Source organism: Streptomonospora arabica (genome assembly GCF_039531585.1).
Classification (GTDB): domain Bacteria; phylum Actinomycetota; class Actinomycetes; order Streptosporangiales; family Streptosporangiaceae; genus Streptomonospora; species Streptomonospora halophila.
Map to the genome: position 1 here is coordinate 249,484 of NZ_BAAAQI010000007.1, position 15,519 is coordinate 265,002.

8 protein-coding genes are annotated in these 15,519 nt (G+C 73.2%); 2 read left to right on the plus strand and 6 right to left on the minus strand.

Translation table 11 applies throughout. The annotated features are described in order from the left end of the window. Window positions 1-64 precede the first annotated feature (64 nt). Window positions 65-2,767, minus strand: a complete 2,703-nt coding sequence (locus ABD284_RS14515) for a putative bifunctional diguanylate cyclase/phosphodiesterase (protein ID WP_344143500.1) — start codon at window positions 2,765-2,767, stop codon at window positions 65-67. Window positions 2,768-3,652: 885 nt separating this feature from the next. Then, window positions 3,653-5,203: an Asp-tRNA(Asn)/Glu-tRNA(Gln) amidotransferase subunit GatB gene (gatB, locus tag ABD284_RS14520; protein WP_344143501.1), complete on the minus strand. Its 1,551-nt coding sequence runs from the start codon at window positions 5,201-5,203 to the stop codon at window positions 3,653-3,655. Window positions 5,204-5,656: 453 nt separating this feature from the next. Between gatB and ABD284_RS14525 the strand changes: the two genes are divergently transcribed. Both ABD284_RS14525 and ABD284_RS14530 read left to right on the plus strand, forming a co-directional pair. Continuing rightward, window positions 5,657-6,859, plus strand: a complete 1,203-nt coding sequence (locus ABD284_RS14525) for a thioester domain-containing protein (protein WP_344143502.1) — start codon at window positions 5,657-5,659, stop codon at window positions 6,857-6,859. Between the two features lie 489 nt (window positions 6,860-7,348). Then, entirely contained in the window at window positions 7,349-8,569 is a 1,221-nt protein-coding gene (locus ABD284_RS14530) for a thioester domain-containing protein (protein WP_344143503.1), read from the plus strand. Window positions 8,570-8,902: 333 nt separating this feature from the next. Here ABD284_RS14530 and gatA read toward each other — a convergent pair whose 3' ends face one another. The 4 genes from gatA to ligA form a co-directional block, all read right to left on the minus strand. Beyond that, window positions 8,903-10,405, minus strand: coding sequence for an Asp-tRNA(Asn)/Glu-tRNA(Gln) amidotransferase subunit GatA (gene gatA / locus ABD284_RS14535; protein ID WP_344143504.1), 1,503 nt, complete (start codon window positions 10,403-10,405; stop codon window positions 8,903-8,905). Further along, the gene (gatC, locus tag ABD284_RS14540) at window positions 10,402-10,701 is read right to left on the minus strand and encodes an Asp-tRNA(Asn)/Glu-tRNA(Gln) amidotransferase subunit GatC (protein WP_344143505.1); all 300 of its coding nucleotides are present in this window, start codon (window positions 10,699-10,701) and stop codon (window positions 10,402-10,404) included. The genes gatA and gatC overlap by 4 nt, the downstream gene beginning before the upstream one ends. 179 nt (window positions 10,702-10,880) lie before the next feature. Continuing rightward, the gene (locus ABD284_RS14545; RefSeq protein ID WP_344143506.1) at window positions 10,881-12,962 is read right to left on the minus strand and encodes a putative bifunctional diguanylate cyclase/phosphodiesterase; all 2,082 of its coding nucleotides are present in this window, start codon (window positions 12,960-12,962) and stop codon (window positions 10,881-10,883) included. A 358-nt stretch (window positions 12,963-13,320) separates the two neighbouring features. Continuing rightward, the gene (gene ligA, locus ABD284_RS14550) at window positions 13,321-15,498 is read right to left on the minus strand and encodes an NAD-dependent DNA ligase LigA (protein WP_344143507.1); all 2,178 of its coding nucleotides are present in this window, start codon (window positions 15,496-15,498) and stop codon (window positions 13,321-13,323) included. Window positions 15,499-15,519: the final 21 nt, after the last annotated feature.

Genomic DNA, 15,519 nt, shown 5'->3' on the forward strand with positions numbered 1-15,519 from the left:
CGGGCCGGTGCGCCTGCCGGGCCGCGCGCGGGCGCTCCCGCACGCGGCCCCACTGCCGGCGCGCCTACAGCGGTATCCCGGCCTCGCCGCCCACGAGGGCTTCCACGCCCTCGGCCACCATGGGCCGGGCCACCAGGAAGCCCTGGCCGTACCCGCAGCCCATCGACCGCAGCTGCTCCAACTGCTCGCTGCGCTCGATGCCCTCGGCCACCACCTGCACGCCCAGGTCCTGGCCGAGCCGGATGATGGTGTGGGTCAGCAGGGTCACGGTGCCGTCCGTGCCCAGGTCGCGGATGAACGAGGGGTCGACCTTGATGGTGTCCACCCGCAGCTCGCGCAGGTGCGCCAGCGACGCGTAGCCCATACCGAAGTCGTCGATGGCCAGGCGCACGCCCAGCCGCCGCAGCTGGGCCAGGCGCTCCACGGCCTCGCCCTGGTTCTCCAGCAGAACGTCCTCGTCGACCTCCATGGTCAGCACCTCGGCGGGCAGCCCGCTGTCGGCCAGCGCGCCGGCCACCGTCTCGACGAACCGGGGCGCCAGGATCTGCTTGACCGACAGGTTCACCGACAGCGCGATGTCCCACTCCGAGGCCCGCCAGATCGCGACCTTCTCGCAGGCCTCGCGCAGGATCCACTCCCCCAGCGGGATGATCAGCCCCGACTCCTCGGCCGGGCCGATGAAGCCCTCCGGCAGCACCCGCTCGTCGCCGTGCTGCCAGCGCACCAGCGCCTCGACCGCGGTCACCTGCGAGCTCTCCAGGTCCACGACCGGCTGGTACTCGAGCACGAACTCGCCGTTGGCCAGCGCCTGGCGCAGCTCGGTCTGCAGCTCCAGCCGGCCCACCACCTTGGCGTGCATGTGCGCCGCGTAGATCTCCAGGCGCCCCCCGCCGCCCAGCTCCTTCGCTCGCGCCAGGGCCATGTCGGCGTTGCGCAGCAGCTCGCCGCTCTCCATGCCCGTCTCCGCGAAGGCCAGCCCGGCGCTGGCCGAGAGCACGACCTCGCGGTCGGCCACCTGGAACGGCTCGGCGCTGATCGCCCGTACCAGCCGCTGGGCCAGGTCCACCACCTGCTGGGCGTTGGCGCTCTGCTCGATCAGGACAGCGAACTCGTCGCCGCCCCAGCGCGCCAGTGTGAACCCGGAGTCGGTGGTGCCGCGCAGCCGCCGGCCCGCCTGGGCGAGCAGGTAGTCGCCGAAGGTGTGCCCGGCGGAGTCGTTGACCGCGGTGAAGCCGTCGAGGTCCAGAAAGATCGCGGCGATCTCGCCGCTCGCCTGGCCGCGCTCGCGGCGCACCAGCACCTCGCGCGCGCGCTCCTCCAGGTAGGCGCGGTTGGGCAGGCCGGTGATCCCGTCGTGGAACGTGAGGTGGTTGACCTGCTCCTCCAGCGCCACCTGGGCGCTGACGTCGCGCGCGGTGACCAGCAGCCGGTCGGGCTCGCCGGGCTGCTCGTACAGCGAGGCGGTGGACTCGGTGTGGCGCCAGGTGCCGTCGGCCGCGCGCACCCGCAGGCGCAGGTGGATGCCCTCGCCGCCGCTGCGGTCGAACCGCGCCATCGCCTGCCGGACCCGCAGCATGTCCTCGGGGTGCACGATCGCGGTGACGGGCTCGGTGAGCAGGTCGTCGAGCCGGTAGCCGAACGCCTCGGCCGCCCCCGGGCTGACATAGAAGATGCGGGCGTCGAAGTCCAGGATGAGGATGACGTCGCCGCTGTTCTTGGCGAGCTCGTGGAAGTGCTGCTCGCGGGTGTGCACCATCCGCGACAGCGTCGCGTTCTCCTCCAGCAGCCCGCTCATCCGCACGAGCAGCACGATCACCGCCGAACCGGCCGCCAGCGGCAGCACCGGCGCCACCCCGTCGACCCGCAGACCGGCGAGGGTGAGCACCACGGCGGCGACGAACAGCGCGCCGCAGGCGGCGATCTCGGGGGCGAAGCGGTAGAGCCCGCGCCCGGTGATCCTGCGCGGGCGGGTGCCCGCGCGGTCGCGGATCAGCCACGGCAGGCTGCCCAGCAGGGCGAAGCCCAAAAAGCGCACGGGGTACTCGATCCCGCCCGCGGGCAGCGCCCCGGTCAGCCGGGTGACCGCGCCGATGAGGTCGGCGCCGCAGATGATCACGAACGCGCCGATGGCCAGCAGCACACCGCGCCGCGTGCTGTGCGGCGAGGTGAACACCAGCGGGGCCAGCAGGCACAGCACGACGATGTCGGCGACCGGATAGACCAGCGCGAACGCGAGGAACCCGCCGCCTTCGCCCAGCGCGCTGTACAGGGGCGCGAACAGCAGCAGCCACACCATGGAGAACAGCGCCGCCGCGCACACGTAGCTGTCGGTGACGTGCCGCATGACCGGACGGAACCCGCTCGGCAGCGGCGCGAAGCGGGTGAACCCGAGCACCAGGAGCGGCAGCGCCACCAGCGAGAACAGGTCGCCGAAGCTCAGCGAGACCGCGGCGTTGGTGCTGATCAGGCCGGTCACGGCGTAGACCAGGGCGCCGGCGCTCCAGGCGAGCGCGGCGAAGCCGAGCAGGCGCAGCGCCCCGGCGCCGTCGGCGCCCTCGGCGTTGGCCTCGCTGTCCGCGGCGGTGGCGGAGCGGCGGCGGGAGGCGTAGAGCAGCGACGCGGCGGCGGCCGCCGCGGCGACGGCGGGCGGCCACGACCCCAGCCATGCGGTCAGGGTGGTCTCGCCGACATCGACGAGCGAGCCCAGCGCGTAGACGAGCGCGAGGGCGACGATGGCTCCGAGCCAGATGCGCGAGTCGGCCTTCATCGCGACGCTTCCGAACGTGCGTCGAAGGCCGGGTGGGCGACGGGTCCCACCGAGGCGACCGTGATCATCACTGGTAGGGCGCGTCCCCTGCGGCCTCCGGGCCGCAGCGAAGGCACCCGCCTCCTTCCGGAATGCGTGCCCCGTACGGATCGTGCGGGCCGGTGCGGCCCTGCGGGGCGGATCTGGGGGATGGCCGGGGGCTGTGCGCCGCGGACCGCGGCACGCTCGCCCCGGTCCGGGGCCGCGCACGGTCGGCCACGGGGTCCCGCGGGCCGGGTGTGCGGGAATCGCGATCGCCGGGGCGGCGGGCGAAGCGGTCAACGAAGGGGTCCTCCTCCCGCACGACCGGCGAGCGGCGGCCGGGTCGCCCCTGTGGGGCGCGGCCGCGGCATCGGGACCGCGCCCCGGCTGTTCCGGGGCGTCGACGGCGGGCACCGGCGCTGCGGCCGGTCCCCCGCAGCGCCCGCTCCGCACCGTGGAGCGGCTCGGGGGCGCCGCCGGGCAGCCGTATCGCGTGGACGCATGCCGCCGGTTCCCGCCTGACCAGGCTAGTCACCCAAGGTCACGCTGAGATAGAGATGCAGCAGAGAGATGGCGACGGAGTGGTCACTGCGGGTGATGTGCCCATGGCAGCGCCGCCCGTGCCGCATACCGCGGTGAGACTCCCCGTGTGCAACGACTCCCCCGTTCCCCGCCGCCGCCACCGTGTACGGCCGAGCGGCGCCCCCGCGCCGCGTGTACCGCCCCGCGCCGCGCGACTCCGCCTGCTGTACACCGGGTCGCGCCGCTGCGGACTCTTCGCGCCGGACGGTATCGCGCTCCCGATGCGGACGCGACCCGCGCGCCGCGCAGAGCCCGGGCGTCCCGCTCCGGCCGCCGCGGGGGTCACCGGGCCCCGAGGCGCTCCAGGATCAGCTCGCGCGCCCGGCCGGCGTCGGCCTGCCCGCGGGTGGCCTTCATCACCGCGCCGACGAGGGCGCCGGCGGCGGCCACCTTGCCGCCGCGCACCTTGTCGGCGGCGTCGGGGTTGTCGGCGATGGCCCGGTCGACGGCCGCGCCCAGCGCGGAGTCGTCGCTGACGACCTTCAGGCCGCGCGCCTCGACCACCTCGTCGGGGCCGCCCTCGCCGGCCAGCACGCCCTCGACGACCTGGCGGGCCAGCTTGTTGGTGAGCGTGCCCTCCGACACCAGCGCGATCACGCGCGCCACCTGCTCGGGGGTGATCGCGAGCGCGGCCAGCTCCACCTCGGACTCGGTGGCGCGGCGCGACAGCTCGTTGAGCCACCACTTGCGGGCGTCGTCAGGAGAGGAGCCGGCCTCGACCGTGGCGGCGACGAGGTCGATCGCCTCGGCGTTGGCCAGGTCGCGCAGCTCCTCGTCGGAGAGGTTCCATTCGGCCTTGATGCGCGCGCGCCTGGCGGCGGGCAGCTCGGGCAGGCCGGCGCGCAGCCGCTCGACCCACTCGGCGCCGGGCGCGACGGGGACGAGGTCGGGGTCGGGGAAGTAGCGGTAGTCCTGCGCCTCCTCCTTGCTGCGGCCCGAGACGGAGCGGCCGGTGTTCTCCTGGAAGTGCCGGGTCTCCTGCACCACGCGCTCCCCCGCGCCGAGCACGCCGGCCTGGCGCTCGATCTCCGAGCGCACCGCGCGCTCCACCGAGCGCAGGGAGTTGACGTTCTTGGTCTCGCTGCGGGTGCCCCACTCGTCGGCGCCGCGCGGCATCAGCGAGACGTTGACGTCGCAGCGCAGCGACCCCTCCTCCATGCGCACGTCGGAGATGCCCAGGGACCGCACCAGGTCGCGCAGCTCGGTGACGTAGGCGCGGGCCACCTGCGGCGCGAGGTCGCCGGTGTGCTCGATGGGCTTGGTGACGATCTCCAGCAGGGGGATCCCGGCGCGGTTGTAGTCGACGATGGAGTACTCGGCGCCGTGGATGCGGCCGGTGGCGCCGCCGACGTGGGCGGTCTTGCCGGTGTCCTCCTCCATGTGCACCCGCTCGATCTCCACCCGGATCTCGCGCGGGCCCTCGGGCGTGTCGACGGTGACGTCGAGGTAGCCGTCGGTGCACAGGGGCTCGTCGTACTGGGAGATCTGGTAGTTCTTCGGCATGTCGGGGTAGTAGTAGTTCTTCCGCGCGAAGCGGCACCACGACGCCACCGAGCAGTTCAGCGCCAGGCCCAGCCGGATCGCGCTCTCGACCGCGGTCGCGTTGACCACGGGCAGCGAGCCGGGCAGCGCCAGGCACACCGGGCAGACCTGGGTGTTGGGGCCGGCGCCGAAGGCCGTGGCGCAGGAGCAGAACATCTTCGAGTCCGTGCCCAGCTCGACGTGGGTCTCCAGCCCGAGCACCGGCTCATAGGAGCGCATGGCGTCGTCGAAGGCCACGGGGGCCGGACCGTCACCGCTCGTGGCAGGGCTACTCGTTACCGCGCCAACCATCGCCGCAACCCGTTTCCTTATCCGAAGTCCGTATCCGAAGAGGCCCGGCCCCCCGCTGCGCAAGCGGCGGGGGGCCGTCCTGAGCCCGTCGCAGCGGTCCCGCGGGCGGAACCGGCGAGGGCGTGCCGCGCCCCGCTGGTCAGCGTGGGCCGCGGGCCGCCACTGCAGCCTACCGATGCCCGGCCCGCGGCGGGGACGGCGCCGGCCGCCGCCGCAGCGCCGCGGGCCGTCCCACCTGGGCGCGCGGCAGGGCGACTACTCGCCAGACCCGGTATGTCACAGCATGCGCACGATTCGACGTCACCTCGTGGCATACGCGCCGCCGCCGGGTGGCCGCGAGGTTAACCTGATGCTCCTGAGCAGGAGCGCCGGTCTTCCCGGCGCACGCCGTCCGCCCGCGCCCGCCCCGGTCCAGCACCGGCCCGCCCGCACCTCGGGGAGGCAAAGCGACCCATGTCCGGACTCATGCGGCGATGCCTCGCGGCGGCCGCCGCGGCGCTCGCCTTCGCCGGGGGCTCGGCGGTACCGGCCGCGGCCGAGGACCTCTCGCGCGTCGCTCCCGAAACGGAGCAGGGCGCCACGATCCGGCTGGCGGGCGGCGGCGCCGCCGAGACCGCGCTGTACCGGCTGATGGTGGGCGACGACGCCGCGGTCGAGGCGTACTGCGCCGACATCAGCACCAGCGTCGACCCGCAGGCCGCCTACGCCGAAGCCGCGTGGGAGGCCGGCGCCGCGCCGAACGCCGCACCCACCGCACCCGGCGCCGTGAGCTGGATCACCGCGCACTCCTACCCCCACGTCGGGCTGGATCGGCTGCGTGAGGCGAGCGGCGTGGCCGCGGCGAGCCGGGCGCAGGCGATCGCCGCGACCCAGGCGGCGGTCTGGCACCACACCAACGGCGTGGACCTCGAACGCGAGCGGCCCCAGGGCTCCGATCGGCTTCCGCCGACGGTGCGGCTCTACGACTACCTGCTGGAGGGCGCCCGCCGGGAGGCCGACTCCGATCCCGGTGCGACTCTGGAGCTGACACCCGACCGCGTGGAAGGCGCCGACCCGGCCGGACCGATCGGCCCGCTGACCGTGCACACCACCTCCCCGGGCCCGGTGCGCGTCTGGGTGAGCGGAACGCGGGAGGGGCGGCTCAGCGACGCCGAGGGCGATGCGGCCGAGCAGGTCGGCGACGGCGACGAGTTCTTCCTGCGGCTGCCCCCGGAGACCCCAGCGGGGGTGGCGACCGTCTACGCCGAGGTGACCGACGCGCGGGTGCGTCCCGGCCGGCTGTTCGTGGGCAAGGACGGGGTGCAGACCCAGCCCCTGGTGGTCGCCGACACGGCCGTGACCGGCGCGACCGCGTCGGTGAAGGTCGACTGGGTGGCCGAGGCCCCCTCCTCCGAGGCGCCGCCGCGGCCCGAGCCCTCGGCGTCCCAAGCCGCCGAGGCCGACGCCGCGGCGCCTCCCTCGCCGTCCTCCTCGGCCCTCTCGGCGGCGTCGCCGAGCGCGTCTTCCGCGGGCGTCGTCGTGGCCGAGGACCGCCGCCCCGACGACAACCTGGCGCACACCGGCACCTGGCTGGGCAGCCTCCTCATCCTCGGACTGGCGCTCGTGGCCGTCGGCGCCGCCGTGCTGTACCTGACCCGGCATCGCCGCTCGATGTGACGCGGGACGTCGTTTCAGGTGTGACTCCAGTTGTCCGAGTGGCCGCTTGCGGCCAGATGTTCTGCTGACGAGAGCGACCGGATTCCCGTGTTCCGACGGTTTCCGGGTGTACCGGGCACCCGACGCCGGGTGTGAACGCACAGCTCCGGCGCGGTCTACACCCGCATAAGACCCCCATCCACCCCCGAGGTTCCGGATAACGGACAGCACAGAACAGAACCCATAAATTCGGCGAAGGCGGTTGGAAGCCCGGAACCGGGTCGCTAGGATCTGGCGGTGCGGTAGACGAGAAATCGCCGTCGCGGCCCCCGCTACCGTGCTCGGCGATCCGAGCACCACGCCCCCCGGGGGCGTCTGATCAACCTTCGGTCGAGCACCGCACCAGCAGCCGGCGCCCCCACGCGCCCCTGGTCGGCCGAATTGCCGTTCGCACCCGAAACAGCGAACACTGCACTGTCCGGTTTCCCCTATTTCTCACCGGGACACGATTTGAGCGTAACGAGTCACCCCCTGCCCGCCACGCGCCGCAGTCGCGCGGTCACCAAGGTCGCCGCCACAGCGGCGGCCGCCACACTGGCCCTCGGCCTCGCCGCCGCCCCCGCCGCCGCTGAAGGCGCGACGGGCGAGTACGTCGGCAACGCCGAGACGGGCCACAAGGTCCACACGACCGACGGGAAGACGGTCGGCACCACGCTGTTCAACCTGAAGCTCGACGACGGCACGGTCCTGCGGACCTACTGCATCGACTTCGAGACCAACATCCGCGGCGGGGCCAAGTACGAAGAGGACGCCTGGGAGAACTACCCCGGCAAGGGCGATTTCACCTCGCCCGCCAAGGTCCACTGGGTGCTCCAGCACAGCTACCCCAAGGTCGACGTGGCCGCGCTGGCCGAGGCCAGCGGCGCCGCCGGGCTGGACCGGAAGGACGCCCTGAGCGGGACCCAGGCCGCCATCTGGCACTTCAGCAACGGCATCGAGCTCGGCGGCAAGAACGACGCCGAGACCAAGAAGCTCTACGACTACCTCGTCGAGAACGCCGTCGAGGAGCCGCAGAGCCAGGAGCCCGACACCTCGCTGAGCATCACCCCGGCCTCGGCCGAGGGCAAGGCCGGCGAGACCATCGGCGAGTTCCTGCTGGAGACCAGCGCCGACAGCGTGCCGGTGAAGCTCTCCGGCCCCGAGGGCGCGAAGCTGGTCGACCTGGGCAGCGGCGATGAGATCGCCGGCGAGGTCGCCAACGGCACGAAGTTCGGCGTGCAGATCCCCAAGGGGACCGCCGCCGGCGAGGCCGGCGTCTCCGCCTCCATCTCCACCAAGCTGCACATGGGCCGCCTGTTCAAGGGCGTCGACGACGACAAGCCGACCCAGACGCTGATCGCCGCGGAGTCCCAGGAGATCTCCACCGACGCCGGCGCCAAGGTCAGCTGGACCGAGGCCAGCGAGCCCACCCCGAGCCCGACGCCCAGCGACACGCCCAGCGAGACCCCGAGCGAAAGCCCGAGCCCCTCGCCGAGCGAGACGCCGGACACCAAGCCCACCCCGAGCGAGAGCCCTGAGGCCCCGGCCGAGGACGAGGACGACGAAGGCGGTCTGCCGGTCACCGGTGCCGCTCTGGGCGGCCTGGTCGCCGCCGCCGTCGCCGCTCTGGGAGCCGGTGCCGCGGTCATGTACCTGAGCCGCAAGCGCCGCAGCAGCTCGTCCATCAGCTAGCACCGCCTAGCACCGGCGAGCGCCGGACAGCGGGAGCGCCCGTCGCCGCGATCGAGCGGTGGCGGGCGCTTTCGCGTGTGCGGGGTCTTCGGGCCCGCCGGCGGTGGGGGCGGCCGCTCCGGTGCCGAGCCGCTGTGCGGCGGCACACGGGCCCGCAGCGCGCCTCGTGCCCGGACCCCGCCGCCGCGTCCGAGCCCGTACCCGGAGCCGGGTCCGCGCACAGGGGCCCGCGCACAGCGAAGGGCGCCCGGTCCCCGTCGGGATCCGGGCGCCCTTCGCCCCGCGCCTCGCGGGCGCGGCCTGCGCCGATGCGGACGCCGCGCGCGACCGGCGCTAGACCGCGTACGCGTTCTCGGACAGCAGCGGACCGCCCCGTCGTTCGGCGAGCGCGGCCTCGACCGCCGCACCCACCCGGTAGGTGCGGTCATCGGCCAGCGCCGGCGCCATGATCTGCAGGCCGACCGGCAGGCCGTCCTCCGGCGCCAGGCCGCACGGCACCGACAGCGCCGCGTTGCCCGCCAGGTTCGACGGGATGGTGCACAGGTCGGCCAGGTACATCGACATCGGGTCGCCGGTGCGCTCGCCGATGGGGAAGGCTGTGGTCGGCGTCGTGGGCGACACCAGCACGTCGACGTTCTCGAAGGCGGCGTCGAAGTCCCGCTTGACCAGCGTGCGCACCTGCTGAGCCGAGCCGTAGTAGGCGTCGTAGTAGCCACTGGAGAGCGCGTAGGTGCCCAGGATGATGCGCCGCTTGACCTCGGGGCCGAACCCCTCGGCGCGGGTCAGCGACATGACCTCCTCGGCGCTGCGGCCGCCGTCGTCGCCCACGCGCAGCCCGTAGCGCATGGCGTCGAAGCGGGCCAGGTTCGAGGAGCACTCGCTGGGCGCGATCAGGTAGTAGGCGGCCAGCGCGGCGTCGAAGCTCGGGCAGGAGACCTCGACCACCTTGGCGCCCAGGGACTCCAGCAGCTCCACGGACTCCTGGAAGCGCTGCTGGACGCCGGGCTGGTAGCCCTCGCCGCCGAGCTCGCGGACGACGCCGACGCGCAGGCCGGCGACGTCGGCGCGGCGCGCCGCCTCGACCACCGGCGGCACCGGCGCGTCCACCGAGGTGGAGTCGCGCGGGTCGTGGCCGGAGAAGGCCTCGTGCAGCAGTGCGGCGTCGAGCACGTTGCGCGCGATGGGGCCCGGGGTGTCCAGGGAGGAGGCGAAGGCGATCAGCCCGTAGCGGGACGAGCCGCCGTAGGTGGGCTTGGCGCCGACCAGGCCGCACACCGCCGCCGGCTGGCGGATGGAGCCGCCGGTGTCGGTGCCGGTGGCCAGCGGCGCCTCGAACGCGGCCACGGCCGCCGAGGAGCCACCCGACGAGCCCCCCGGGATGCGGTCGGGGTTCCAGGGGTTGCGGGTGGCGCCGAAGGCGGAGTTCTCCGTGGAGGAGCCCATGGCGAACTCGTCCATGTTGGTCTTGCCCAGGATCACCGTGCCCGCCCGGCGCAGCCGCGCGGTGACCGTGGCGTCGTAGGGCGGCCGCCAGTCGGCGAGGATCTTGGACGCCGCGGTGGTGGGCATGTCCTCGGTGGTGAAGACGTCCTTGTGGGCCACCGGGACGCCGGCGAGCGGCCCGGGGTCCTCGCCGGCCGCGATGCGCTCGTCGACGGCGCGGGCCTGGGCCAGCGCGGTCTCGCGGTCGAGGTGCAGGTAGGCGTGGATGTCGCCCTCGACCTCGGCGATGCGGTCGAGGTAGGCGCCGGCGGCCTCGACCGAGGTGGTCTCCCCGGCGCGGACCTTCTCGCCCAGTTCCGCGGCGCTGAGCCGCAGCAGGTCGGTGGCGCTCACTGGTCCTCCCCCAGGATCTGCGGGACGCGGAAGCGCTGGTCCTCCACCGCGGGCGCGCCCGCCAGCGCCTGGTCGGGCGTCAGCCCGGGGAGGGACTCGTCGGGGCGGTAGACGTTGGTGAGCGGCAGGGCGTGCGAGGTCGGCGGGATGTCGCCCTGGGCGACCTCCTGCACCTTGGCCACAGCCGAGATGATCTCGTCGAGCTGGGCGGCGAGCTGGTCCAGCTCGTCCTCGTGCAGCGCCAGCCGCGACAACCGGGCGAGGTGCGCGACCTCATCGCGGGTGATGGCGGACATGTAGGCAAACCGTTTCTTCGGCGGAATCGGACGTGCCCCCTCCGTTGAGCCGCCGGCGCGGGGCCGCGCACCGCGGGCCGGGCGGCGGGGCGGCTCGGTGGATCGGGACAGCTCAATCCTATTGCCGCACAGGCGGCGGCGGGCGCGCCCGTTCACAGGGCCGGTGCCGCCAGGCGGGGTCAGGCCGAGCGGCTGTGCTCCTCGCTGGCGCCGCGGCCCCTGTAGCCGGCCGGCGGCTGCTGGCCGCCGTGCTCGACCAGCCAGGGGATGACGGCCTCGGCCTGCAGCGGGGCGGCGAAGTAGCGGCCCTGGGCGGCGTAGCAGCCCATCGAGCGCATGTCGGCGGCCACCCCCTCGGACTCGACGCCTTCGGCGACGGCGCGCATGCCGAGCGTGCCGACCAGGTCCACCGCCGACTGCACGATCAGGTGGCCGTCCGGGTCGGCGAGGCTGCGCCGGACGAAGGACTCGTCGATCTTGATCTCCTCCACGGGCAGGCCGTTGAGCCGCGCGAGAGTGAAGTAGCCGGTGCCGAAGTCGTCCAGGGCCAGCGAGACCCCCAGGTCGGCCAGCGCCAGCATGGTGGGGGTGATCGCATCGGCCTCGGCGACCATGACCCGTTCGCTGATCTCCAGCCGCAGCGCCTGGGGCGCGACGCCGTGGCGGCGCAGCGCCGCGGCGAGGATGTCGGGCAGAGTGGGGTCGAGCAGCTCGCGCGCGGAGAGGTTGACCGCCACGGGCAGCCGGACGCCCGCCTCCCACCAGCGGGCGATCTGGGGCAGAGTGCGCTCCAGGACCTCGTGGGTGAAGCTGCGCATCAGGTAGGACTGCTCGACCAGCGGGACGAAGTCCTCGGGCGGCAGCACGCCGCGCTGCGGGTGGCGCCAGCGCACCAGCGCCTCCAGCCCGATGGCGCGGTGGTCGGCCAGGCCGACCTTGGGCTGGTAGTACATCAGCAGCTCGTCGTCGACCAGGGCGCGGCGCAGCTCGCCGAAGAGGCTGAGGCGGGCGGTAGAGTTGCGGTCCTTGTCGGGCTCGTAGAGCTCCACACCGGTCCGGCGCTCCTTGGCCACGTACATCGCGACGTCGGCGCGCTGCATGAGCAGCTCGAAGTCGGGGGCGTGGTTGGGGTAGAGCGCGATACCCACGCTTGCCTCCAGGTCGAAGTCCATGCCGTCCAGGCGCATGGGCTCGGCCAGGGATACGCGCAGCCGGGCGGCGACCTCGCGGGCGGAGGCGGCGTCGCGCACCTGCGGCAGCAGCACCGCGAACTCGTCGCCGCCGAGGCGGGCGACCAGGTCGCCAGGGCGCACGCTGTGGGTCAGCCGCCGCGCGACGGTCTGCAGCAGGCGGTCGCCGGTGGGGTGCCCCAGGGTGTCGTTGACCTCCTTGAAGCGGTCGAGGTCGAGCAGCAGCAGGCCCACGCGGCTCTTGCGCTGCTGGGCTTCGGCCAGCGCCTCCTGGGTGCGCAGGATCAGCAGCTTGCGGTTGGCCAGCCCGGTCAGCTCGTCGTGGTTGGCCTGGTGCTCGCGCTTCACCGACAGTGTGGCGCTGGTGTAGAGGGCGGCCAGGGGGAAGAAGAACAGCGGCACGAGCCAGATCTCGTGGGTCATGGCCACCGACACCAGCGGCGCGAGGCTGAGCAGGACGCCGTGGACGAACAGGCGCTGGCCGATGTCCTTGCGCAGGGTGGCGCCCAGCGGCGCGCGCTCGTGGATCGCGACGGCGGCGTCGACCAGCACCACGTTGCAGCCGAAGTAGACCGCGCCGGCGAGGGCGAGCCCGGCGAGGTCGGGACCCGTCACCGAGTGGGGCGGCTCGGAGCCGCGGGTGAGCAGCAGGGTCAGCACCAGGTCGGCGGCGCCGAAGCTGAGGATGTACTGGGCGATGTTGAAGGCGACGCGGTGCGGGGAGTGCCCGCGGGCGACCCCGGCGATGACCGAGGCCACGGCCTGCACGAGCCCGGCCACGGGCAGGCCCAGGGAGATCAGCAGCGCGAAGGAGAACGGCAGGGACGTGGGGGCGCCCTGGTCGGGCGACGTCCGCGGCGAGGCGATGGGGCGCAGCTCACCGATGATCACCATGCACAGCATCAGCCAGACCAGGGGCATGGCGCCCAGTTGCTGCAGTCGTTCGAGCCCGTAGAAGGAGAGCGCGACGCCCAGCACCGCGCCGCCCGCGACCGTGACGCCGGCGAGGTAGAGCCACAGCGGCGTCCCGGTCCGGGGGCCGATGTCCCGGGTGCTGGTGGGATCCAACATAGACGTCCTCAGGGGGATTCACGGTGCCCGGCGCCGAACTTGCTCCCCCCGCGGCGCCGGGGCTACGAAACCTGTCACGTTCTCCCGTTCCGGTCCCCCCATGACCGGTCCGGTCCTTGCGTCTGCAATGAGCAGCTACATCCGATCAGTTCCTTTTTCAGCTTACGACCCTTCATAACCAGGTGTCGCCGACCGGGAACTTTCGGTGAATCGGGCGCAAGCTGGGATGATCGCCTGATTCGTCCTGAAATGCTGCGAGAGGTAGCCTAATGATCGCGCATCGTAGACGCCACTGCCAGCACGGACACCGTCGACCGGGACTGACGACCGAATCCGCTGGAAACCGCGCTGAACACGCTCAATCCGTGTTCAGTCGGCGTTCTATGGCCGCATCCGGCCCTTTTTCGAGCAGCACGCGGAACCCGTCCTCGTCGAGGATCGGAACCCCGGCCTGTACCGCTTTGTCGTACTTGGTGCCCGGGCTGTCGCCCACCACGACGAACCCGGTCTTCTTGGACACCGAGCCGGTCACGCGACCGCCGCGGTCGGCGATGGCCTCCTTGGCCTCGTCGCGGCTGAAGCCGGTCAGCGACCCGGTGACGACCACGGTGGCGCCGTCCAGCAGGCGGGGCCCGCCGGCGCCCTCCTCCTCCATGACCACGCCGGCGGCGCGCCACTTGCGGACGATCTCGCGATGCCAGTCGACGTCGAACCACTCGCGCAGCGAGGCGACGATCGTGGGGCCGATCCCCTCGACGGCCGACAGCTCCTCCTCGGACGCCTCGGCGATCGCCTCGATCGAGCGGAAATGGCGGGCCAGGTCCTCGGCCGCGCGCGGGCCCACGTGGCGGATGGACAGCGCGACCAGCACCCGCCACAGCGGCCGCCGCTTGGCCTGCTCCAGCTCCTCGAAGAGCTTCTCGACGGTCTTCTTCGGCTCACCCTTCTGGTTGGCGAAGAAGGTGACGACCTTGGGCTCGCCGGTCTTGGGGTCGCGCTTGGGCTCGGTGGTGTCGGGGTCGAGCACCAGCGACTTGATGGGCAGCAGGTCGTCGACGGTGAGGTCGAACAGGTCGCCCTCGTCGCGCAGCGGCGGCGTCTCGGGCTCCAGCGGCTGGGTGAGGGCGGTGGCCGCCACATAGCCCAGCGCCTCGATGTCGAGGGCCTTTCGGCTGGCGATGTAGGCCAGGCGCTCGCGCCGCTGGCCCGGGCAGTCGCGCGTGTTGGGGCAGCGGAGGTCGACGTCGCCCTCCTTCTGCCGGCCCAGCGGGGTGCCGCACTCCGGGCACGTCTCGGGCATGGCGAACGCGGTCTCGGAGCCGTCGCGGCGGTCGGTCACGGGGCCCACGATCTCGGGGATGACGTCGCCGGCCTTGCGCAGGACCACGGTGTCGCCGATGAGCACGCCCTTGCGCTCGACCTCCTGGGCGTTGTGCAGGGTGGCGAGCTCGACCTCGGAGCCGGCCACCCGCACCGGCTCCATCACGCCGTAGGGGGTGACACGGCCGGTGCGCCCGACGTTGACCCTGATGTCCACGAGCCGGGTGGTGACCTCCTCCGGCGGGTACTTGTAGGCGATCGCCCAGCGGGGCGCGCGGCTGGTGGAGCCGAGCCGGCGCTGCAGCGAGACGTCGTCGACCTTGATGACCACGCCGTCGATCTCGTAGGAGGGCTCGTGGCGGTTCTCGGTGTAGTGGTCGATGTAGTCGCGGACCGCCTCGCGGGTGGTCAGCACCCGGTAGCGGTCGCTGACCGGCAGCCCCCACTCGCGCAGCAGGTCGTAGACGTGGGACTGGTGGGTGAACTCCACCCCGGTGTGGGCCCCGACGCCGTGCACGAGCATGTGCAGCGGGCGGGTGGCGGTGACGCGCGGGTCCTTCTGGCGCAGCGAGCCGGCGGCGCCGTTGCGCGGGTTGGCGAAGGGGGTCTTGCCCTCGTCGGCGAGCCGGGAGTTGAGCTTGTCAAACTCCTCGCCGGGCAGGAACACCTCGCCGCGGACCTCCAGCAGCTCCGGCGCCGGGCGCGCGGAGTCGTCGAGCCGCTCGGGGACGTCGGCGATGGTGCGGACGTTGAGGGTGATGTCCTCGCCCACGCGGCCGTCGCCGCGCGTGGCCGCGCGCACCAGGCGGCCGTTCTCGTAGACGAGGTCGACGGCCAGGCCGTCGATCTTGAGCTCGCACAGGTAGGCGTCGATGGGCGCCTCGGCCTCGACCCGGTGCACCCAGGCGTCGAGCTCCTCGGTGGAGAACGCGTTGTCGAGGCTCTGCATGCGCTCCAGGTGCTCGACCGGGGAGAAGTCGACGCTGACGGGTGCGCCGACCTTCTGCGTGGGCGAGTCCTGGGTGACGAGCGTGGGGTGGCGCTCCTCGATCCCGCTGAGCTCGCGCATGAGCGTGTCGTACTCGGCGTCTGAGACGATCGGCCTGCCCATGTAGTAGCGGTAGCTGTGGTCGTCCAGCTCCTGGCACAGTTGGGCGTGGCGCTCGCGCACCTCGGCGGGGACCCTGTCGTCAGCCGTAGGCTGTTGTGCGCTCACCCTCAGCCGTCCTTTCCGCAA

What these genes read in the sequence shown, in the direction of transcription:
- ABD284_RS14515 (WP_344143500.1), bottom strand. Translation starts at nt 2,767, where the DNA reads ATGAAGGCCGACTCGCGCATCTGGCTCGGAGCCATCGTCGCCCTCGCG.
- gatB (WP_344143501.1), bottom strand. Translation starts at nt 5,203, where the DNA reads ATGGTTGGCGCGGTAACGAGTAGCCCTGCCACGAGCGGTGACGGTCCG.
- ABD284_RS14525 (WP_344143502.1), top strand. Translation starts at nt 5,657, where the DNA reads ATGTCCGGACTCATGCGGCGATGCCTCGCGGCGGCCGCCGCGGCGCTC.
- gatC (WP_344143505.1), bottom strand. Translation starts at nt 10,701, where the DNA reads ATGTCCGCCATCACCCGCGATGAGGTCGCGCACCTCGCCCGGTTGTCG.
- ABD284_RS14545 (WP_344143506.1), bottom strand. Translation starts at nt 12,962, where the DNA reads ATGTTGGATCCCACCAGCACCCGGGACATCGGCCCCCGGACCGGGACG.